This is a genomic window from Pseudomonas sp. FP597 (assembly GCF_030687435.1).
GTDB classification, from domain to species: Bacteria; Pseudomonadota; Gammaproteobacteria; order Pseudomonadales; family Pseudomonadaceae; genus Aquipseudomonas; species Aquipseudomonas lactucae.
The window spans coordinates 5,618,252-5,639,746 of the sequence record NZ_CP117432.1 but is presented as its reverse complement, the minus strand read 5'-3'; the positions used below and the strand labels follow the sequence as shown (position 1 = coordinate 5,639,746).

The 21,495-nt window shown below is 61.1% G+C and carries 18 protein-coding genes; 14 read left to right on the top strand and 4 right to left on the bottom strand.

The features are described 5' to 3' along the window. Positions 1 to 34: 34 nt before the first annotated feature. The 4 genes from katB to PSH66_RS25775 are packed head-to-tail and all read left to right on the top strand — an operon-like array spanning position 35 to position 4,332. Positions 35 to 1,576 carry a catalase KatB gene (gene katB, locus PSH66_RS25790; protein WP_003176215.1) on the top strand — a complete coding sequence of 514 codons (1,542 nt, stop codon included), beginning with the start codon at positions 35 to 37 and terminating at the stop codon, positions 1,574 to 1,576. A 56-nt stretch (positions 1,577 to 1,632) separates the two neighbouring features. Next, positions 1,633 to 2,172, top strand: a complete 540-nt coding sequence (locus PSH66_RS25785) for an ankyrin repeat domain-containing protein (protein ID WP_003176214.1) — start codon at positions 1,633 to 1,635, stop codon at positions 2,170 to 2,172. A gap of 35 nt (positions 2,173 to 2,207) precedes the next feature. After that, the gene (radA, locus tag PSH66_RS25780) at positions 2,208 to 3,575 is read left to right on the top strand and encodes a DNA repair protein RadA (protein ID WP_003176213.1); all 1,368 of its coding nucleotides are present in this window, start codon (positions 2,208 to 2,210) and stop codon (positions 3,573 to 3,575) included. 16 nt (positions 3,576 to 3,591) lie between these two features. Next, positions 3,592 to 4,332 (top strand): hypothetical protein, encoded by a 741-nt coding sequence (locus PSH66_RS25775; protein WP_305427906.1) that lies wholly within the window; start codon positions 3,592 to 3,594, stop codon positions 4,330 to 4,332. A gap of 4 nt (positions 4,333 to 4,336) precedes the next feature. Here PSH66_RS25775 and PSH66_RS25770 read toward each other — a convergent pair whose 3' ends face one another. After that, positions 4,337 to 4,705, bottom strand: a complete 369-nt coding sequence (locus PSH66_RS25770) for a PilZ domain-containing protein (RefSeq protein ID WP_141063462.1) — start codon at positions 4,703 to 4,705, stop codon at positions 4,337 to 4,339. A gap of 174 nt (positions 4,706 to 4,879) precedes the next feature. On the opposite strand from PSH66_RS25770, the gene PSH66_RS25765 reads away from it, so the two are divergent. From PSH66_RS25765 to yjiA, 3 genes are all read left to right on the top strand, one after another. Next, positions 4,880 to 6,946: a carbon starvation CstA family protein gene (locus PSH66_RS25765; protein ID WP_141063463.1), complete on the top strand. Its 2,067-nt coding sequence runs from the start codon at positions 4,880 to 4,882 to the stop codon at positions 6,944 to 6,946. Positions 6,947 to 6,961: 15 nt separating this feature from the next. After that, positions 6,962 to 7,159 carry a YbdD/YjiX family protein gene (locus PSH66_RS25760; protein ID WP_003176208.1) on the top strand — a complete coding sequence of 66 codons (198 nt, stop codon included), beginning with the start codon at positions 6,962 to 6,964 and terminating at the stop codon, positions 7,157 to 7,159. A 143-nt stretch (positions 7,160 to 7,302) separates the two neighbouring features. Then, on the top strand, positions 7,303 to 8,262 hold the full coding sequence (gene yjiA, locus PSH66_RS25755; protein WP_305427905.1) for a GTPase: 960 nt from the start codon (positions 7,303 to 7,305) through the stop codon (positions 8,260 to 8,262). Between the two features lie 84 nt (positions 8,263 to 8,346). Here yjiA and glyA read toward each other — a convergent pair whose 3' ends face one another. Together glyA and PSH66_RS25745 are read right to left on the bottom strand one after the other, a co-directional pair. Continuing rightward, a complete protein-coding gene (gene glyA / locus PSH66_RS25750; protein WP_078743630.1) occupies positions 8,347 to 9,600 on the bottom strand; it encodes a serine hydroxymethyltransferase in 1,254 nt (417 codons plus the stop codon). Positions 9,601 to 9,759: 159 nt separating this feature from the next. Further along, the gene (locus tag PSH66_RS25745; RefSeq protein ID WP_305427904.1) at positions 9,760 to 13,611 is read right to left on the bottom strand and encodes a bifunctional diguanylate cyclase/phosphodiesterase; all 3,852 of its coding nucleotides are present in this window, start codon (positions 13,609 to 13,611) and stop codon (positions 9,760 to 9,762) included. A gap of 238 nt (positions 13,612 to 13,849) precedes the next feature. Between PSH66_RS25745 and PSH66_RS25740 the strand changes: the two genes are divergently transcribed. The 7 genes from PSH66_RS25740 (at position 13,850) to PSH66_RS25710 (ending at position 20,660) form a co-directional block, all read left to right on the top strand. Then, positions 13,850 to 14,524: a thermostable hemolysin gene (locus PSH66_RS25740; RefSeq protein WP_305427903.1), complete on the top strand. Its 675-nt coding sequence runs from the start codon at positions 13,850 to 13,852 to the stop codon at positions 14,522 to 14,524. Beyond that, a complete protein-coding gene (locus PSH66_RS25735) occupies positions 14,521 to 16,077 on the top strand; it encodes an AMP-binding protein (RefSeq protein ID WP_305427902.1) in 1,557 nt (518 codons plus the stop codon). The genes PSH66_RS25740 and PSH66_RS25735 overlap by 4 nt, the downstream gene beginning before the upstream one ends. Next, on the top strand, positions 16,074 to 16,982 hold the full coding sequence (locus PSH66_RS25730; RefSeq protein WP_141063467.1) for a TauD/TfdA family dioxygenase: 909 nt from the start codon (positions 16,074 to 16,076) through the stop codon (positions 16,980 to 16,982). The genes PSH66_RS25735 and PSH66_RS25730 overlap by 4 nt, the downstream gene beginning before the upstream one ends. 10 nt (positions 16,983 to 16,992) lie before the next feature. Further along, positions 16,993 to 17,898, top strand: a complete 906-nt coding sequence (locus PSH66_RS25725; RefSeq protein WP_198140464.1) for a diiron oxygenase — start codon at positions 16,993 to 16,995, stop codon at positions 17,896 to 17,898. 10 nt (positions 17,899 to 17,908) lie between these two features. Continuing rightward, positions 17,909 to 19,294 carry an MFS transporter gene (locus PSH66_RS25720; protein ID WP_078826142.1) on the top strand — a complete coding sequence of 462 codons (1,386 nt, stop codon included), beginning with the start codon at positions 17,909 to 17,911 and terminating at the stop codon, positions 19,292 to 19,294. Between the two features lie 131 nt (positions 19,295 to 19,425). Next, the gene (locus PSH66_RS25715; RefSeq protein ID WP_232291273.1) at positions 19,426 to 20,085 is read left to right on the top strand and encodes an AraC family transcriptional regulator; all 660 of its coding nucleotides are present in this window, start codon (positions 19,426 to 19,428) and stop codon (positions 20,083 to 20,085) included. An 83-nt stretch (positions 20,086 to 20,168) separates the two neighbouring features. Next, the gene (locus tag PSH66_RS25710; protein ID WP_305427901.1) at positions 20,169 to 20,660 is read left to right on the top strand and encodes a DUF2269 family protein; all 492 of its coding nucleotides are present in this window, start codon (positions 20,169 to 20,171) and stop codon (positions 20,658 to 20,660) included. Between the two features lie 257 nt (positions 20,661 to 20,917). Here the strand turns inward: PSH66_RS25710 and PSH66_RS25705 are convergent, their stop codons facing one another. Then, positions 20,918 to 21,145 carry a hypothetical protein gene (locus PSH66_RS25705; protein ID WP_305427900.1) on the bottom strand — a complete coding sequence of 76 codons (228 nt, stop codon included), beginning with the start codon at positions 21,143 to 21,145 and terminating at the stop codon, positions 20,918 to 20,920. Positions 21,146 to 21,495: the final 350 nt, after the last annotated feature.

Sequence of the window (21,495 nt, the reverse complement as noted above, 5' to 3'; positions counted from 1 at the left end):
TGAATGTGCATTAAAAAAACCAGAGGAAACCTTGATGAATACTCCCATGAGCCGTGGGCCAGCCCTGGCGCGTCACGCGCTGGTATTGGCGACCGCCAGCCTGCTTTCCCTGTCGGTGCAGGCCGCCAACCTGACCCGCGATAACGGTGCCGCTGTCGGCGACAACCAGAACTCGCAAACCGCCGGCGCCAACGGCCCCGTGCTGCTGCAAGACGTGCAGCTCATCCAGAAACTGCAACGCTTCGACCGCGAACGCATCCCCGAGCGCGTGGTGCATGCCCGTGGTACCGGCGCCCACGGTACCTTCACGGTCACCGATAACCTCAGCGACCTGACCAAGGCCAAAGTCTTCGCAGCCGGCGAAGCCACGCCTGTATTTGTGCGTTTCTCCGCCGTGGTGCACGGGAACCATTCGCCGGAAACCTTGCGCGACCCGCGCGGCTTCGCCACCAAGTTCTATACCGCCGAGGGCAATTGGGACTTGGTCGGCAATAACTTCCCGACGTTCTTTATCCGCGACGCCATCAAGTTCCCGGACATGGTCCACGCCTTCAAACCGGACCCGCGCACTAACCTGGATGATGACTCGCGTCGCTTTGACTTCTTCTCCCATGTTCCTGAGTCGACCCGCACGTTGACCGAGTTGTACTCCGACTCGGGCACCCCGGCCAGTTATCGGGAAATGGACGGTAATGGCGTACATGCTTACAAGTTGATTAACGCCAAGGGCGAAGTGCACTACGTCAAGTTCCATTGGAAGAGCCTGCAAGGCATCAAGAACCTGGACCCTAAACAAGTCACCGAGGTGCAGGGCCGTGATTACAGCCATATGACTAACGACTTGGTCACGCACATCAATAAGGGCGACTTCCCCAAGTGGGACCTGTATGTGCAAGTGCTCAAACCGGAAGACTTGGCCAAGTTCGACTTTGACCCGCTGGACGCCACCAAAATCTGGCCGAACGTACCCGAGCGCAAAGTCGGGCAAATGGTGCTGAACCGCAACCCGGCGAACGTGTTCCAGGAAACCGAGCAGGTGGCCATGGCCCCGGCCAACCTGGTGCCGGGCATCGAACCGTCGGAAGACCGCCTGCTGCAAGGCCGGGTGTTCTCCTACGCCGACACGCAGATGTACCGTCTGGGCGCCAATGCCCTGCAATTGCCGATCAACGCCCCGCGAGTCACCGTGAACAACGGTAACCAGGACGGCGCGATGAACGCCGGCAAGACCACCACGGGCGTGAATTACCAGCCAAGCCGCCTGATGCCGCGCGAAGAGCCGCAAACCGCGCGCTATAGCCAGTCGGCGCTGACCGGCAGCACCCAACAGGCGAAGATCCAGCGTGAGCAGAACTTCAAGCAGGCCGGTGACCTGTACCGCTCCTACAACCAGAAAGAGCGCCAGGACTTGATCGACAACTTCGGCGGCTCCCTGGCCACCACCGATGATGAGAGCAAGCACATCATCCTGTCGTTCCTCTACAAAGCCGACCCTGAGTACGGCACTGGCGTGGCCAAGGTTGCCAAGGGTGACCTGGCGCGCGTGAAAGCGCTGGCTGCAAAACTGACGGACTGATCCGTTGGTTCCGGTCGACGCCCGTTGGGGCGTCGACCTCTGACAGGAGAACCCTTATGCGTATTGCTATTGGCCTATTGATGGCCATGCTGGCCCTTGTCGCCCATGCCGAGTCCCCCGAGCCTGCGGCACTCAAGGCACAGCTTCAGGATTATTACTTCGACGCCGCCCGCCGTGGCGATGTCGACATGCTCAACACCTTTATCGACTCCGGTTACAGCCTCAACACCCAGGACGACAAGGGCTACACCGCCCTGATCCTGGCCGCGTACCACGGTGAAGGCGCCTATGTGGACCGTTTGCTCGCCGCCGGTGCCGACGCCTGTGTGCAGGACAAACGTGGCAACACCGCGTTGATGGGCGCGATCTTCAAGGGCGAGCTGAAAATCGCCCAGCGTCTGCTGGCAACCGACTGCAACCCGGACCAACGCAACGGCGCCGGACAGACCGCCGCGATGTACGCAGGCCTGTTCAAGCGCATCGAATTGCTCGATGCCTTGAAAGCCAAGGGCGCCGACCTCAACGCCGAAGACCCGGTCGGCAACAGCGCTTCACGATTGGCCAGCGGTGAAATCCGGACCCCGGCGTCGCGCTGAGCTATCATCGCGGTTTTTCGGTTGGAGGTTCTCAAATGGCAAAGGCCAAGCGCATGTACGGCTGCACGGAGTGCGGCGCGACCTTTCCCAAGTGGGCCGGCCAGTGCGGGGAGTGCGGGGCCTGGAACACCCTCACTGAAACCATGATCGAAAGCGGTGGCGCCGCGGCTCCCACCGGGCGTGCCGGCTGGACCGGGCAACAGGCGCAGATCAAGACCCTGGCTGAAGTCAGCGTCGAAGAAATCCCGCGCTTTTCCACCGCCTCCGGCGAACTCGACCGAGTGCTCGGCGGTGGCCTGGTGGACGGCTCGGTGGTGCTGATCGGCGGCGACCCCGGCATCGGTAAATCGACCATCCTGCTGCAAACCCTGTGCAGCATCGCCAGCCGCATGCCGGCGCTGTACGTCACCGGCGAAGAATCCCAGCAACAAGTGGCCATGCGCGCCCGTCGCCTGGGCCTGCCCCAGGACCAACTGCGGGTGATGACCGAAACCTGCATCGAAAGCATCATCGCCACGGCGCGCATCGAAAAACCCAAGGTCATGGTGATCGACTCGATCCAGACGATTTTCACCGAGCAACTGCAATCGGCACCGGGCGGCGTGTCCCAGGTGCGTGAGAGTGCGGCGTTGCTGGTCCGTTATGCCAAGCAGAGCGGCACGGCGATCTTCCTGGTCGGGCACGTGACCAAGGAGGGCGCCTTGGCCGGGCCACGGGTGTTGGAGCATATGGTCGACACCGTGCTGTATTTCGAAGGCGAATCCGACGGGCGTTTACGCTTGCTGCGGGCGGTGAAGAACCGTTTCGGCGCGGTCAACGAGCTGGGCGTATTCGCCATGACTGACCGGGGGCTGAAAGAAGTCTCCAACCCTTCGGCGATTTTTCTGACCCGCGCCCAGGAAGAAGTCCCAGGCAGCGTGGTAATGGCAACGTGGGAAGGCACCCGCCCGATGCTGGTGGAAGTGCAGGCGCTGGTGGACGACAGCCATCTGGCCAACCCACGCCGGGTAACACTGGGTCTGGATCAGAACCGTCTGGCGATGTTGCTGGCGGTATTGCACCGGCATGGCGGTATTCCCACCCACGACCAGGATGTGTTCCTCAACGTGGTGGGCGGGGTCAAGGTGTTGGAAACCGCCTCCGACCTGGCGTTGATGGCGGCGGTGATGTCCAGCCTGCGTAATCGGCCATTGCCCCACGACTTGCTGGTGTTTGGCGAGGTCGGCCTGTCCGGCGAAGTGCGCCCGGTACCCAGCGGTCAGGAGCGCCTCAAGGAAGCCGCCAAGCACGGTTTCAAGCGCGCGATCGTGCCCAAGGGCAACGCGCCGAAGGAAGCGCCGGCGGGGTTGCAGGTGATTGGGGTCACGCGCCTGGAGCAGGCGTTGGATGCACTTTTCGAATAAATCAGGAAGGGACGCTATGCAACGATCGAGTTATGGGGCAATTGCAGCGCTGTTTATCGCCTTGGCCGTATCGCCGGCCATGGCGTGGGCGGTCGAGCTGCCTGCGGGGTATCGCCTGGCGCAAAAACGGGTGACCGCGCAGGGCAGCGAGTTGCAGGTGCTGGAAGACCAGCGCATCAGCGCCCAGATGCATAAGGACAATTGGGGCGGCGGGCAGCTCGAGGACGCGTTCGAGGAGCCCGACAATCTGGCGGAGCATCCGCTGCTTGAGGCGCGGGTGCGCCTGGTGTCGGCCTCCGGTGAGGAGATCGCGCAAGAGGGCCTCGGCTATCCGTTGGCCCAGATCAAGAAGGCGCCGCTCAAGGGGTTGCCTGAGCCTGTATATTTTTTGACCATCGATGAAACCGCGCCGATGGGCACCTACAGCGGCCCGGCCACTCAACTGTTGCAGCCGGTCCAACAGCAACTCAAGCCGATGAGCTACAAGAGCGCTGACGGCAAGGTCCAGCCCTTGACCCTGGCCCACACGGGCAAGGCTGACTGGAAGGTGGCGACACCGACTGCCGGTGGGGCTGATGAACTGTTGCAGGTGTCGTCGTTCATGGAAGGCGATGGCGAGGGGGAAGGTGACGATGTTTTCACCACCCGCTACCAGACTTATCGTTTTGTCGATGGGCAGTGGCAGTCCGCGTCGAGCCAGAAAAAAGGCTATTGGGACATGGAAAGCGAGTTTCCAGCGCGTGCGGCGTTTCCCTGAACCATCACGCTTTCAGCAACGCGCCCAACTCCCGCTCCAATTCCTCCTGATCGCCGAGGTTCAACTCGATCAGCCGCCGCAAGTGGCTGATCGAGTCCAGGTCGATTTCCTTGCACACAAAGCCTAATTGGTCGTCGTCTTCGTGGGTCAGCTTTACTTGCATTTTTATATGCGCCTTCGGATCCAGGCGGATGTCGACTTCGAACGGCAGTGCCTTATTGCCTTTCCAGGGCTCGGGTCGTTTTATCGACAAGCCCTTCAGCGACAAATCATTTAATTTCACTGACCATTCGTGGCCGTTTTGCCGAAGTTCAGTCTTGGCATCAATCGCGATCCGGCGGAAACAGCGGCGGTCGGACGGGTGATCGGTCATGGTGAAACCCTCAGTGGATGGAAGCAGTGTAGCCCTGCGCCATCATTCGGCCTTTATTTCGGCTTTTTTTGCCGTTGCAAGGCTCTAGACCAACGTAGGGGGGTGGCCTTTAAAGCCAACAGCGCTAAACTCCGAGTGGCTGTCCTTTCTGTCCACCCTGGCTGGAATATAAAAATGAAAAATAATAATAGCCTGCTACGCCACCTACCCTGGCTGGTGCTGGCAATCGTAGGAGCGTGCGCCCTTGGCGTAGTGGCCTTGCGCCGCGGCGAGGCGATCAATGCCTTGTGGATTGTGGTTGCCGCGGTGGCCATCTACCTGGTCGCTTATCGCTACTACAGCCTGTTCATCGCTAACAATGTGATGCAACTCGATCCACGGCGGGCCACCCCCGCAGTGCTCAACAACGACGGTCTGGACTATGTGCCGACCAACAAACACATTCTTTTCGGTCACCACTTTGCGGCGATTGCCGGTGCCGGCCCGCTGGTCGGCCCGGTATTGGCGGCGCAAATGGGTTACCTGCCCGGCACGCTCTGGCTGATCGCCGGCGTGGTGCTGGCCGGTGCGGTGCAGGACTTCATGATCCTGTTCCTCTCCACCCGTCGTAACGGCCGTTCCCTGGGCGATATGGTGCGTGAAGAGATGGGGCGCATCCCCGGCACCATCGCGCTGTTCGGCTGCTTCCTGATCATGATCATCATCCTCGCGGTGCTGGCGCTGATCGTGGTCAAGGCCCTGGCCGAGAGCCCATGGGGCATCTTCACCGTGATGGCGACCATCCCGATCGCGATGTTCATGGGCATCTACATGCGCTACATCCGCCCGGGCCGTATCGGTGAAATCTCGATCATCGGCGTGGCGTTGCTGCTGGGTTCGATCTGGCTGGGCGGGCAGATTGCCGCTGACCCGGTCTGGGCCAAGGCCTTTACCTTCACCGGGATCCAGATCACCTGGATGCTCATCGGCTACGGCTTCGTGGCGGCGGTACTGCCGGTGTGGCTGATCCTGGCACCGCGTGACTACCTCTCCACCTTCCTGAAAATCGGCACCATCATCGCCCTGGCGATCGGCATCCTGGTCACCATGCCCGACCTGAAAATGCCGGCGCTGACCCAGTTCATCGATGGCACTGGCCCGGTGTGGAAGGGCGGCCTGTTCCCGTTCCTGTTCATCACCATCGCCTGTGGCGCGGTGTCGGGCTTCCACGCGCTGATCTCCTCGGGCACCACGCCCAAGTTGCTGGCCAGTGAAAGCCACGCCCGCTACATCGGCTACGGCGGCATGTTGATGGAGTCGTTCGTGGCCATCATGGCGATGGTTGCCGCCTCGGTGATCGAGCCTGGCGTGTACTTCGCCATGAACAGCCCGGCGGCGATTGTCGGCAGCGACGTGGTCAGCGTGGCGCAGACTGTCAGCAGCTGGGGTTTTGCAATTACCCCTGAGGCACTGTCGGCCGTGGCCCATGACATCGGTGAAACCACCATCCTGGCGCGTGCCGGCGGTGCACCGACCTTGGCCGTGGGTATCGCGCAGATCCTGCACAGTGTGCTGCCGGGTGAAAACACCATGGCGTTCTGGTACCACTTTGCGATCCTGTTCGAAGCGCTGTTCATCCTGACCGCGGTTGATGCCGGTACCCGTGCCGGTCGCTTCATGCTGCAGGACCTGTTGGGTTCCTTCGTGCCGGCGCTCAAACGCACTGAATCCTGGACCGCCAACCTGATCGCAACCGCCGGTTGCGTGGCCATGTGGGGTTACCTGCTGTACCAGGGCGTAATCGACCCACTGGGTGGCATCAACACCTTGTGGCCGCTGTTCGGTATCTCCAACCAGATGCTGGCGGGTATTGCGCTGATGCTGGCAACCGTTGTGCTGATCAAAATGAAACGCCAACGCTACATCTGGGTGACGCTGTTGCCGGCCGTTTGGCTGCTGATCTGCACCACCACGGCTGGCTTCATCAAGCTGTTCGACGCGAACCCGGCGATCGGTTTCCTGTCGCTGGCCAAGAAGTACAGCGATGCGCTGGCCGGCGGCCAGATCCTGGCTCCGGCCAAGAGCATCGACCAGATGCAGCACGTGATCTACAACGCCTACACCAACGCGACGCTGACGGCGCTGTTCCTGTTCGTGGTGTTCAGTATCCTGTTCTATGCGCTCAAGGTTGGCATCAAAGCCTGGGGCCACAAAGAGCGTACGGATAAAGAAGCCCCGTTCCAGGCCGTACCTGACGCATGATCGAGGATTGCAACCATGTTCAATGACATCAGTCGCCTCGGTAAATACCTCGGTCAGGCCGCGCGCCTGATGGTCGGCATGCCCGACTACGACACCTACGTCGAGCATATGCAAACCAAGCACCCCGACAAGCCGATGATGGACTACAAGGCGTTCTTCCGGGAACGCCAGGAGGCCCGTTACGGCGGCAAGGGTGGGCCCAAGTGCTGTTAAATTAGTGCAATACCCCTGTGGGAGGGGGCTTGCTTCCGATAGCGGTGTGTCAGTGACATCCAAGTGCCTGACACACTGCTATCGGGAGCAAGCCCCCTCCCACATTTGTTTTTGTGTTCCTTCAGTTATAAGGAGAACTGTCTTTGTCCTCTCCCATTCCGGTAACCGTCCTCAGCGGTTTCCTCGGTGCCGGCAAGACCACCTTGCTGCGCCATCTGCTCAAAGCCGAGCACGGCCTTAAAATCGCCGTGATCGAAAACGAATTCAGTGACGCCGGCATCGACACCCAGCTGTTGGGCGCAGAGCCGGTGCAGGTCATGACCCTGTCCAACGGCTGCGTGTGCTGCACCATCCACACGGGCCTGACCAAGGCTCTGTACCTGTTGCTTGAGCGCCTGGACAGCGGCGAGATCGCCTTTGACCGTCTGGTGATCGAATGCACCGGCCTGGCGGATCCTGCGCCGGTGGCCCAGACTTTTTTCATCGATGAAGAACTGCGCGAGCGTTACATCCTCGACGGCATTATCACCCTGGTGGACGCGGCGCACGCCGAACATCACCTGACCCAGACCATCGCCCAGGCCCAGATCGGTTTCGCCGACCGCCTGCTGGTAAGCAAGCGTGACCTGGTGGACGACGCCACCTTCGAGGCGCTCAGTGATCGCCTGACCCGCATCAACCGCCGTGCGCCGATTCGCGTGGTCGAGCACGGCAAGATTGATTTAGCCGAACTGCTCGATGTACGCGGCTTCAACCTCAACGCCGGCATGAGCCTGCGCCCGGTGAGCCAGGCACCGTCCATCGACCGCATCTCCAGTTTGGTGCTGCGTACCGAGCAGCCGCTGGATATCGACCGCCTCAGCGAGTTCATGAATGAGCTATTGGAAGACCACGGCAAGCAACTGCTGCGCTACAAGGGCGTGCTGAACATTGCCGGGGAAGACCGGCGCATGGTGTTCCAGGGCGTGTTGAAGCTCTATGGCTTTGACTGGGATACCGAATGGGCCGAAGGCGAGACGCGCGAAAGTGTGATTGTGTTTATTGCCGATGAGTTGCCGGAAGACAAGATTCGTGAAGGCTTTGCCAAGGTTCACCAACCCTGACCGTATTTCAGCTTGAGGACATCGTTATTTCAGGCACAAAAAAGCCCGGCTCAAGAGCCGGGCTTCTTATTCAAACCACTGCAATCAAGCGCCGTACACCGGCAGCTTCTTGCAGATGGCCTTGACCTTCTCACGCACCGCGTCGATCACGGCTTCGTTGTTCAGGTCGGCCAGGATGTCGCAGATCCAGCCGGCCAGTTCCTTGCACTCTGCTTCCTTGAAGCCGCGAGTGGTCACAGCCGGGGTGCCGAAGCGCAGACCCGAGGTGACGAACGGCGAACGTGGGTCGTTCGGTACGGAGTTCTTGTTCACGGTGATGAAGGCTTTGCCCAGAGCGGCGTCAGCATCTTTACCGGAGATGTCCTGCTTGATCAGCGACAGCAGGAACAGGTGGTTCTCGGTACCACCGGACACGACATCAAAGCCGCGCTCGATGAACACGCCGGCCATGGCCTTGGCGTTTTTCACCACTTGTTGCTGATAAGTCTTGAACTCAGGCTGCAACGCTTCCTTGAAGCAGATCGCTTTGGCGGCGATCACGTGCTCCAGCGGGCCACCCTGGGCGCCCGGGAATACGGCGGAGTTCAGCTTCTTCTCGATGTCGGCGTTGGCGCGCGCCAGGATCAGGCCGCCACGCGGACCGCGCAGGGTCTTGTGGGTGGTGGTGGTCACGACGTCGGCGTAAGGCACCGGGTTCGGGTAGACACCTGCGGCAACCAGGCCGGCCACGTGGGCCATGTCGACGAACAGGTACGCGCCCACTTTGTCGGCGATTGCGCGGAAACGCGGGAAATCCAGGATCTGCGAGTAGGCAGAGAAACCGGCCACGATCATTTTTGGCTTGTGCTCGACCGCCAGGCGCTCGACTTCGTCGTAGTCGATCAGGCCGTTGGCATCGATACCGTATTGAACGGCGTTGTACAGCTTGCCGGAGGAGGAAACGCTGGCGCCGTGGGTCAGGTGACCGCCGTGGGCCAGGCTCATGCCCAGGATGGTGTCGCCACCTTGCAGCAGGGCCAGGTATACGGCGCTGTTGGCTTGGGAGCCGGCGTGCGGCTGAACGTTGGCGTAATCGGCGCCGAACAGCTCCTTGGCACGGTCGATGGCCAACTGCTCAACCACGTCGACGTACTCGCAGCCGCCGTAGTAGCGCTTGCCTGGGTAGCCTTCGGCGTATTTGTTGGTCAGAACCGAACCTTGAGCCTCCATGACCGCGGGGCTGGTGTAGTTTTCCGAAGCGATCAGCTCAATGTGCTCTTCCTGGCGCACGGCTTCTTGCTCCATGGCGGCGAAGAGATCGGCGTCGTACTTGGCAATGGTCAAATCACGGCTGAACATGGCGGTCCTCAAGGATCGGGGGCAGAAAAGGAGGGCATTCTAACCCAATGGGTTTTAGATGGCATATGAAAGGACATCATGTCGCGGACAAGCGGGGCTCATCTGGGGGTGGGCGGGGTCTGTGCCGGCCTCATCGGGAGCAAGCCCCACCACAGCATGTCAGTCGAACATGAACAGCGCATCATTACTGAACTGCGCCTCGAACCGATGCGCCGGCATCGGCCGCCCGAACAGGTAACCCTGCACCTCATCGCAGCCATGCTCACGCAGGAAGTCCAGTTGCTCATGGGTTTCCACGCCCTCGGCAATCACCGCCAGGTTCAAGCTGTGGGCCATGGCGATAATCGCGCGGGCGATCTGTGCATCCTGCTCGCCGGACGGCAGGCCGTCGACGAAGGTGCGGTCGATCTTCAAGACGTCGATAGGGAACTGCTTGAGGTAGTTGAGCGAGGAATAACCGGTGCCGAAATCGTCCACCGCAATGCTCAGGCCCAGGTTTTTCAGACTGTCGAGAATGTGCAGGGCTTCGTTGACTTCGCGCATCAGGATACTTTCGGTCAGCTCCAGCTCCAGGCACGCCGGTGGCAGGCCGGTGTCCTTGAGGATGGTGGCGATGCGGGTGCCCAGTTGCCCGTCGGAGAACTGCCGCGCCGAGATGTTCACCGAGACTTTCGGCACGCGCACCTTGTTCTGGTGCCAGGTCTTGAGCTGGCGACAGGCCTCGCTGATCACCCAGTCGCCGACGTCCACCACCAGGCCCAATTCTTCCAACACCGGGATAAAGTCCCCCGGCGGCACCAGCCCGCGACGTGGATGACGCCAGCGCAGCAGGGCCTCGGCACCGGTCAGGCGTTTGCCGTCGCCGCTGAACTGCGGCTGGTAATACAGGACGAATTCGTTCTGTTCCAGGGCGTGGCGCAAGTCGCTTTCCAGCTCCAGGCGTTCCAGGGCGCTGGCGTTCATGTCGGCCTGGTAGAACTGGAAGTTGTTCTTGCCGCGCTCTTTGGCGTGATACATCGCGGTGTCGGCGTTTTTCATGAGCTGGCTCAGTTCGTTGCCGTCCTGGGGGCTGAGGGCGATGCCGATACTGGCGGTCACGAAAAACTCGCGGCCTTCGAGTACGAAGGGTTTGACCAGGCTGGCGAGGATCTGCTCGGCCACATGAATCGCACGGTTGAGCGCCATTTCACGATTGACCCGCGGTTGCAGCAGCAACGTGAACTCATCGCCGCCCATGCGAGCCACGGTGTCGTCTTCGGCCACGCAACCGAGCAGGCGAGTCGCCATTTCCTTGAGCATGCGGTCGCCGGCGGCGTGGCCGAGGGAGTCGTTGATCGGCTTGAAGCGGTCAAGATCGAGGAACATCAGCACCACCCACGACTTCTGCCGCTCGGCGGCCTGCAACGCGGTGTGCAGGCGGTCCTGGAACAGCGTGCGGTTGGGCAGGTGGGTCAGGGCGTCGTAATAGGCCAGGCGGTGGATGCGCTGTTCGCTGGCCTTGCGTTCGCTGATATCGCTGAAGAAACACACGTAGCTGGCCAGGTCGCCCTCATCGTCGAACACCGCGGTAATGCCGACCCAGGCCGGGTAATGCTCGCCGTTGCGGCGTTTGAGCCACACTTCGCCTTCCCAGGTGCTGTGCTGGTGCAGTTGCTTGAGCACGTAGCGCAGGTGGGCTTCCTGCTGTTCATCGACGGTGAGCATGTTCGGCAATTGGTCGAGTACGTCGCTCACCGCATACCCGCTGACCCGGCTGAACGCCTCGTTGGCCTGCACGATATAGCCCGCCGGGTCGGTGATCAGGATCGCCGAGGTGGAGTGTTCAAAGACCGTGGCGGCCATGCGCAGGTCTTTCTCGGCGCGGCGTTGCTGGCTGATGTCGCGGCCCACACCGAGGATGCCCTCGAATGCGCCGTGTTCGTCCCACACCAGCACCAGGCGCAACTCGATCGGCACTTTGCGGCCGTCGGCGCGCAGGCAATCGAACAGGAACAGCTGGGTCTGCACTTCATCGCGCAGGGTGTTCAGCGCCTGGACGTCGCCAAGCGCGCGGCTGACCCGCTCCATCAGGCTGTAGATGCCGGCCAGTTGTTTTGGGTTGGCGATGATCGATTGCCAGCCGTTCTTGAACACCCAGTCCACGTCGTAGCCCAGCACGGCATTGACCGATGGGCTGACGTAGTTGAGGGCCAACCGGCTGTCGGTGGAACAGATCACGTCACTGATGCTTTCGGCCAGCATGCGGTAGCGTTGCTCGCTGTCGCGCAGGGATTCGCTGGCTTCTATCTGGTCGGTAATGTCCTTGGCCACGCCGATGATGCGCGTGACCTGGCTGCTCTTGTCCCTGGCCAGGGCCTGTTCGCGAATATCGAAGCGTCGCCATGCGTTGTTGCGATGGCGAAAGCGCAACTGGCAGTGCAGTTGGGCGCAATAGCCGGCCTGGCGCTGTTGCTGGCGCAAGTCGTGGTAGTGCTCGGCGTCTTCGGGGTGCAGCAGGATTTCCCAGAAGTACTCACCCATTTGCTGCAGTTCGGCCTTGGTATAGCCGAGGGTGTGGCCCAGGTGGTGGTTGCTGAAAATCATGCGCTGGCTGATCACGTCCTGCACGTACAGGTGGTCGGGCACGGTACGCACCACGTCCGACCAGAAGCCTTCGCGCTCCACCAGCGACAGCTCGATCAGCTTGCGGCTGGTGATATCGCTGATGCTGAGGATCACTGCCTTGAAATCGTCCTGCTGCTCCGGCAAGCGCATCACCAGCCACAGGTATTGCTCGTTGCCGACCACGTCCTGACACTGGATTTCCAGCTCCAGCTGGTTCTGGTGGGTCTGCACCGCGTCGAGTATCCGGTGGCCAATGGAGGTGGCGTTGTCCGGGCAATCATTGATAAGCCGTTCCCAGGCGTCCTCGCAAGACGACACGTTCAGCAGGCGCACCGCCACCTGGTTGACCTCGGTGATGCGCAGCTCCTTGAGCAGTCGCTTGTGCCCATCGGGATGGTCCTGCAACCAAAGACGCAGTTGCTCACGGGTCTGCATGTACGGCTTGTCAAAAAAGCTGTTCAGGCCCGAAAGGTCGAGCACGCACAGGGCCACGCCGGTGCCTTCGAAAATATCCTGGTAGCGCCGTCGGCCTTCGTGTACCTGGCGTTGGCGGCGACGCATGTTCAACAGCACGATCACCGGGATCAGCGAGAACGCCAGGCCCAGCAGGCATTTGCCGATAAACGCCGGGAGCAATTGTTCCAGCACGGCGGAGCGGTCGAACAACCCGCGCAATTGCCAGTCGCTTTTGCTCAGGGGCGTGACCAGTACGCTTTTGCTCAGCTCGTCCGGCGTCAGGGTATTGGCCCATTGCGTCGGCAGGCCACTGTCACGACTGACCAAGCGTTGGTTCAGGCGATTTTCGATGACCCACATGGGGCGCTGGCCGTCGTTGTCCTGGTGAGTGAGATTGGCCAGGTAGTCGGGCGCCAGGCGCAGCGCCCAGTAGAGCCTCGAACCTCCGCTGGGCTGATGCAGCAACAGGTAGATGAGGGTGCCGTCGTCATTGTTGCTCAGGTAGTAAGACTGGCCGTGGCTGCGCTGCACCAGGTCTTCGAGAAAAGGGCTGTCCTGGCTGTCGGTGGCGCTGTCGCTGATCATGGCGCCGCTCGGCGCGAGCACGGCAATGCTGCGCAGCTCCGGCAGGGAGCGTTGCAGCGTGCGGGTCAAGGCTTGTTGCTGTTCGGCGTCATGGGGCGGCTCGACCATCGGTAGCAGGTTCAACGCGATCTTGGCGCTCAGGGCCATGTTCAGGCTGATCTGTTCCGCCAGGTCGGCGCTGTAGTCGATGGTGTATTGCTGCTGGTTTTTCTGGTTTTGCTGCAACTGGTCGAGCAATTGCCAGAATAATAAGGCGAGCAGCATGAGGACGAGCGTCGCCAACGCGCCTTTGAGGGTACCGTGCAGAGGCGCTCCCGACGCTATATGAGCGGCGCGCAAGGGGGCTGGCGGGGTGACTTTGGACAAGCTGTGATCCTGCGGTTTGGCTGGATTGGAGCGCGACGTGCACTATAAGCTGGACTCCGAAGGGCGGCTAGCATGCCCTGGCTTGTGGCAAAGTGCCAGCCCCGCTCGGCTGAACGTTATTGTGTCTGGATGTGTCAGTCGTCCGGTTCAATCGATTTGTTGTCCTGGCTGAGCATTTTCGTCCGGGTGGCGGTTACGTAGCTTTGTGAAAGGCAAATGCCGTTCACAGGGATACGTCATGAATAGTTTTCTGCACACTTCAAGCCAAGATGAAAATGATCATGCACGGTTCGAAATAATTAGAAGAAGCGAGCAAAGTGCACCGGAAACATTAGCGTATATCAGGGAAATTTATCAGCGCCGCTACGGGGCCGAGATGACGCCCGGTTCCGACTGGCTGGTGGCGCGTCGCAACGTGGTCAGCGGTGCGTTGACCGCCTGCGCGGGCATCTCCTTCGCGTCGCCCACCCAGCCCCTTTTTTCCGAGCGCTATTTCGATGCGCCTATCGAAACCGTACTGGCCGGCCTGAGCAAGCAGGTCCTGCGGCGTGAGCACATCGTCGAAATCGGCTCGCTGGCGTCTGACGACTCCCATGCCGCGGCGGAAATCATCAAGGCGCTGCCGATACTGGCCTGGTTCATGGGCGCGAAAGCCATTCTGTGCACCTCCACGCGCAGGTTGCGCGTCTTGCTCAAATACCACGGGATCCCTTTGCGGGTCACGGGCGAGGCTGAAAGTACCCGGCTGTCGCCGCAGGAGCGGCAGCAGTGGGGGACTTACTACGCGCAATCGCCGCAGACCGGCGTGATTCTCCTCGAAGAGTGCTCACACCTGTTCAACCAGTATTGCGGTCGGTTGAAGTTTTCGGCGTTTGACCACTTGGCCGCCCACACCGAGCAGGTGGCGGCATGAAGGTCCTGAATGAAATCCTCGCCCAGGCCGTGCGCACACCGGATGCGCCTGCCGTGGTGCAGTTGGCGTCCGATTGCGCGGCGCCCGAGGCGGTAGCGCTCACTTATCGGCAACTGGTGGTCCAGGCGCAGCGCTTGGCGGACACCCTGAGCGATGAAACGCCTGCGGCCGGTCAGGTCGGGCTGGTCATGGGTAACAGCGTCGAGTGGGTGTTGGCTGATCTGGCATTAATGCTCGGCGAACGCGTGGAGGTACCCGTGCCCCTGGCGTTTTCCGTGGATCAGGCGCGGCATCTGTTGCAGGGGTGCACGCAGGTTCTGGTCGATGAAATGGGCGCACGCACCCTGGACCTGTGGCGTAGCGCCGGGCTTGTGCTATCGGCGCCGGTCCGCCGCGTATCGGTGGCCAATGAGGCCTCGCCGGGCGAAATACCGTGCCCTGCCTCGGATAGCGACGCCGACAGCGTGATCAAGGTAATTCACACCTCCGGTACGACCTCGCGCCCCAAAGGCGTGAAGATTCGACGCGACGGCTTGGGGGCGCTGGTCGAGGCCCTGTGGCAGCGGGCGCGGCGCGATGATTATCAGCGCTACCTGGTGCTGGTGCCTTTGAGTCTGTTGATCGAGCAGGTCACGGCGCTCTATATGCCCTTGACCTCCGGCGGCGCGGTGCTGCTGCCCGCGCCCGGCCTCGCGCCCCTGGGCAGCCCGGGGGTGATCGCCGAAGACCGACTGGACGTGATCCGCCAGGCACGCCCCACCGCCATGACGCTGACGCCGGCGCTGGTCGAGGCGATTGCCCGGCGCGCCGACAGCCTGGGGCCCGCCGAACGTATCGAACACCTGTTCGGCACGCCGCGCTTGCCGTTGCTGGCGGCCGGTGGCGGCCCTGTGGACGTCGAGGTCCTGGTGCGCCTGCAGCAAGCGGGCATTGAGGTGTTTCAAGGGTATGGCCTCAGCGAAAACAGCTCGGTGGCGACCTGGAATTTCCGTGGCGCGAACCGCCTGGGCAGCGTCGGGCAAGCGCTGGCGCACGTCACATTGCGCCTGGGCGCAGACGGTGAGCTGCAACTGCGCAGCAGTTCGCTGTTTGCCGGCTACACCAATGAAGACCCCAGCAGTTGCGCCATCGATGCCGAGGGCTGGCTGCACACCGGCGACCTGGCCCGGATCGACGCCGATGGCTTCGTCAGCATCATCGGTCGCAAGAAAACCATGATCATCACCGGCAATGGTCGCAACGTCTCGCCCGAATGGCTCGAAGCTGCTTACCGGCAAGTGCCGGGCGTGGAGCAGGCGATTGTCTACGGCGACCGGCAGGCGTTCATGGGCGGGGTGTTCATCATCGATGTCCAGGCCGACCCGGCCGACGTCGGCGCCGCCATCGCAGCGTTCGCCCGCACGCACCTCAACGAGATTGAACAGATTGCGCAGCCATTGCTGATTCCGCGCAGCGAGGAGGTCATGGGTCGATTGTTCACCGTGACCGGACGGCCCCGTCGCGACCAGGTGTCCGCGTTTCTGGATGCCCATACCGCGAGGATTTGCGCATGACGCTCACGACTTCCCCCCACACCGCCCACGCCGGCCTGATCGTTACGCCCCAGGGGCCGCAGCAACTGGATGCACTGGAACCCGAGGTGCTCAAGCAGTGGCTGCTGACCCATGGTTATCTGGTACTGCGTGGTTTTGAGCACAGCATTGACGCGTTCTCCCGGTTGGTACGGCAAAGCAGCAGCCGGATCAGCCTGGACCCCGCACGCAGCTTCGATGGCGATACGGCGCAGAAAGTCGACGCTGGACTGGACGCGGTGGGCCTGCACTGTGAAAACGGCAACAGCCCTTTCTGGCCGGATCTCTGCTGGTTCTATTGCCAGGTCGCGCCGGCGAGGGGGTCGCAGACGACCTTGTGCGACGGCAAGGCGGTGTATCGGCACCTGGCGCCCGAACACCGTGCGGCGTTCAGTGAGCGCGACATCCAATACGCTCGTCGTGTCGAGGCTATCAAGTGGAAGACCTATGCCTTGCATGCGTTGGCGCAGACGGAAGGGGCACCCACCCATATCGAGTCCGTGGTGTTGCAGGACCTGGTGTCGCTCACCGCCGGCAACGCCGGCGCGCAGATCGAACTCAATGAAGACGATTCGATCACTTACCGCTTTCGCACCCCCGCCATCCGCCACAGCCAGCTTTCAGACGAGGCTGGGCCGAGTTTCGCCAACAGCATTTTTGGCCCTTCCAACCATTACGAAGCACCGCTCATCACCTTTGCCGATGGTGAACCGCTCGATCCTGCGCTGCTGCAGGCGGTGGCGGCGGTGTGCGAGCGCTTTACCGTCGACGTCGGCTGGCAGCACGGCGATGTGGTGCTGATCGACAACACCCGCGTCATGCACGGGCGTCGAGCGATCGACGACCCGGCCCGTACCATCTTCAACGCCCTTTCCTATGCCCATTGAGAACTCGCCGATGAACGCCCTGAAAAACATTAATGAGCTGGCCCATATCAACTACCTGCACCCCAACCGCATGGAATGGACTGCCGCCCGCACCGACGCCGAGTTGCAGTTTCTCTCCACGGCCCTGGTCGGGGAGGCTGGCCAGGAAGAAAAAGCGGTGGCCTACCTATACAAAGAGCTGGGGCAACTGGCCGAAATCGAGATGCACGTGGCCAACACCATGACGCGGATTCTCTGCGAAGCCCAGTCCGACAACGACACCCTCGGCGCGGGGGACTCCCTGTATGGCGCGTTGTCGTGTTTCGCCGCCGAAGAAATCAACCACGCCAGCAGCTTTTATCAGTACATCCGGCATTTGTCCGGGCGCGACATCAAGCTCAAGGACAACTTGTTCAACGAGCGCCGGGCGCTCTACGACGAAAATGATTCGCCCAGGATCAAACTGGCCGCCCTGTGTGCAACCGCCTATGTGGGCGAGTCGATCATTACCGTGTTCGAACGTCGGTTGAAGGTGCTCGACCCGATGCAGCGCAGCCTGCTGACGCGCCTCCTGCATTTTCATGGCCTGGATGAGGCGCGGCATATCCAGTTCGATCATTTCGTCTTCGAACATGTGATTCCGTCGTTCACCGCCTCCGAGCGTCGGCGCATGCACCAGTTGATCCACGACACCGAGGCGATGAATACCCAGCTGGCCATCACCAGCGGCGAGCAGATCAAGGCGGCGTTCAACCTGGATTACACGCAGAACAATAAAGCTGCCGAGACCCAGTTGGATATGACGCTGCGGTTCCGGGAAATTGTGCAGTCACAGGACCTGATTCGCACCGTCGATGAACACATGGACGTGGACACCGCGGATATCGTCAAAGCGTTCTCTCGCGCCAGCACGATACATACCCAGTACTTTCATTGAGGGGTGCCCCATGAAGTCGCAAACACTTGCTGCACAGACGTCGGTGAGCCAGGGGAAGTACCCGCTGAGTGTCATGGCGGTGCTGGTCGCGCTGTTTTTGGCCGCGATGGACAGCACGGCGGTCAGTACCATCCTGCCGCAGATCAATGCGCAACTGCAGGACACCACGCTGTATCCGTGGATTGTTTCCGGCTTCCTGCTGCCACTGGCGCTCGTCGCGCCGTTGGCGGGGGCCCTGGCCGACCGCTTCGGGGTCAGTACGGTGATGAAAATCAGCCTGCTGCTATTCATTGGCGCCTCGGCCTGGATCGCCAGCAGCCAGAGCATGCTCATGCTGATTGTCGGCAGGGCGCTGCAGGGCACGGGCGCGGGCGGGATCATCGTGCTGTCCTATTCGCTGCTGGCGTCCCTGTTCGAGGGGCCTCGGCGCGCGAATATGCAAGGGATGCTCAGCGGCGTATGGGGCCTGGCCGCCATTCTGGGGCCGGTCGCCGGGGCGGTATTGGGCAGCACCTTGAGCTGGCGCGCGGTCTTTTGGCTGAACCTGCCGCTGGGGGCGCTGGCCTTGTTGGCGCTGTGCTTCGCCCCGACGGTGGGGCGTGGCCAGTCGAGCCGGCATGTTGACCTGCTGGCGCAGGGGGCGCTGGCCATTTTCGCCTGTGCCGGGCTGTTCCTGCTCAGCGGCCATCCGCTGGCATGGATGGCGTATCCGCTACCGACGCTGGTGGTCATCATGCTCATCAGCCTGCTGGTATTGCTGGCGCGCGTGCGCAAGGTTCCGCGCAGCGCCCCGGTGCCCCTGGGCTTCTTCGCGCAGCCGGCGCTGGGGTCGACCCTGGTGCTGGTGGTTACCTCAAGCATTGGTCTTTATGCCTCGGTGAGTCTGTTGCCGGTTGCCCTCAGTCAGGGCGACGCCGGTGGCGCGTTGTCGAGCGGTGCGCTGATCATGCTGGCCGCACTGGGCTGGGTGGCCGGCGCGACGTTCTGCGGCAAGCGCCTGGCGCGCGTCGGGTTCAGGCCGATGGCGGCAGGCGGCATGTCGATGCTGCTGCTCGGGTGCCTGTGCGTCGCGGCGGGCCTGCGCTGGGCATTCTGGCCGGCCATCGCCGTCGGCCAGGTGCTGATCGGGTCCGGCATGGGGTTCACCGCGACCACCACCCTGGTCTTTGCGCAAAACAGCGCCCCAGCGGATCAACTGGGCGCCTACACCTCCACGGTGCAATTCCTGCGTAGCCTCGGGGCGGCGTTCGGCGTCAATGGCATGGTCGCCATAGCGCTTCACCTGCCCCCGGAAAGTGCCTATCCAGGCACCTTCCTGCTGCTTGGTCTTGTCATGGGATGCGGTTTACTCTTCGCCTACGGATTGCCTGTACAACATGGATTACGAGAAGACTGACTGGGGTAGGCATGCATTACGATGAAACACATTATTCAGCAATGGTCGTTGAAAGGCAGTTAACCAATATCGAGGGCGAAGGCGAGCCCCACAGGCACCCGGTCGGGCAATTTGTATTAGTGAAAAAAGGCATGCTGTACGGTCATACGCAGGATCAGCGCTGGTTGCTCAAGCCCGGTATGGCCGTCTGGATTCCGCCTCAGACCCTGCACGCCGGTGTCGCGTACAGCCAGGTGGACCTCACGGTGCTGTACCTGGGCCGCGAACAGTCGAAGGATTTTTCCACCACCCTCAAACTGATTGAAGCCTCGGCGCTGGTCATCGCCCTGTGCGATCGACTGGCCGAGGAAGGCGCCCGGCCGCTGACAGAGGTTCAGCGCAGTTGCATCCTGCAGCTGTTGTTGCAGGACATCACCGAACTGCCGGCCAGTAACATGGTGCTGCCCTTGCCCAGTGACGGCCGGCTCAAACGCGTGACTGATCAATTGATTGCCCGGCCAGGGCTGCGCAAGAGCCTGGCGGAGTGGGGCGGCGAAGTCGGCGCCACCGAGCGCACCCTGACCCGCCTGTTTCGCAAGGAAACCGGCTTGTGCTACACCCAGTGGTATAACCGCCTGTTACTCGTCGAGGCCTATCGCGGCTTGATGGTCGAGCACACCAACGAGCGCCTGGCGCACCACCTGGGGTTTGCTTCCAGCGATTCGTTCGGTCATTGGTTTCGCCGCGTCACCGGCAGCAGCCCCGGGAAAGTGCGCAGCACTCTGCAGGGCGCTGCGGCGAAGGCGGCTTGAAACTGTCCGTTTCGTTCGGCTTTATGGCGGACTGAGCCATTTTGGACAGAATGGCGCTGCCTTAGGCTTGAGGCTCATATCTGATGAGGTTGAGCCTGATGATCGAGTACGACGCAATTAAAATCCTTCACGCGCTGGCAGCGGTCGCGGCGACCGGGCCGCTGCTGGTCGCCCCCTGGTTGTCGGCCCGGCTCAAACACTGCAGCACTGACAACAAGCCTCTACTGCTGCGCGGGCTGGCGTTCACCGATCGTTTTTATAATGTGGGCGGCTGGGGGCTGATCCTGAGCGGCATCCTGATGTTCTGGCTCAAGGACTGGAAGCGCTGCTTCGAGCTCTGGTTTTTGCTCAGCGTGGCCATCTTCGTGCTGGATTCAGCGCTGGAAAAGCGTTTGCGCGACCCGGCCAACGAAGTGTTGCAAGCCTGCAACCCGGATGCCGAACAATGGCAACCGGCAGCCCGGCAAATCCATCGCGGCGTGCTGGGGCAAGCGCTGTGTACCTCGGCGATCCTGCTGGTAATGCTGTTGCACAGCACGTTGGACCTGAAGGTGCTGGCGCTAAAACTATTCTGATGCACCTTGAGCGACACCGGTCGGCGTTCTGCATCTGTGCACAGGGGCATCTTGGCGTAGAATACCGGCCTTTGTTTACACCCGTTCATCAGAGGGCTCCATTTTGGCTCAATACGCATATCTACCCTATTAGATTTTAGTCATGTTTTACGATTTGAAGCCGAGCCCTGACAGTTACTAGTTCTCTAGGCTAATCAGCATTTTTTTGCCCTCAATCGTGTGTAAAAGCAGAGAACTTAGTTAGCTTTTGATGATTTTCAGCCAATTTCGGCTCCAAAACCTAACTTTTTATCAACCAAGAGCAGGCAGTCAATGCCCAAGATTTCCTTCGCAGCCATCGCCAAGGATAGCTTTGAGCACTTCATGCGCTCACATCGATGGCAGTCATGGCCATCCATGCCCATGAAGGCAAAAACCGCGCCAATACCACCGTCGCCAGGGACTGTTAGAGTTCCGTTGATTGAACCCTGCAGTTGCACTGCCAACATAGTCGTCGAGCAAAGCTCACCCGATACCTGCTCGGTAGCCGAAACGTCTCATGGCGTAATGTTAGGCACGCTGCGATAAGATGTGCTGACGCGAAGGGAGAAATCGATGAAAAGGAAGTCACTTGCCAGTCAGCATGACTGCGTCACATCGGTGGTTCGTGATTAGGTCACCACAGTGCTGGGGTGACAGCTGTGCGTATACAAACGCGAGCACCTCCTCTGATCTCATGGCTCTCGCTGGTGAGTGCTTAACGATCAGTGCGAGCAGTAGGTCTTACCGCCTGTTCTTGTTGCATTTAGCTCGGTGGAGCACTGTAAGCCAATCTTGCATAAAACCAATTACCAAT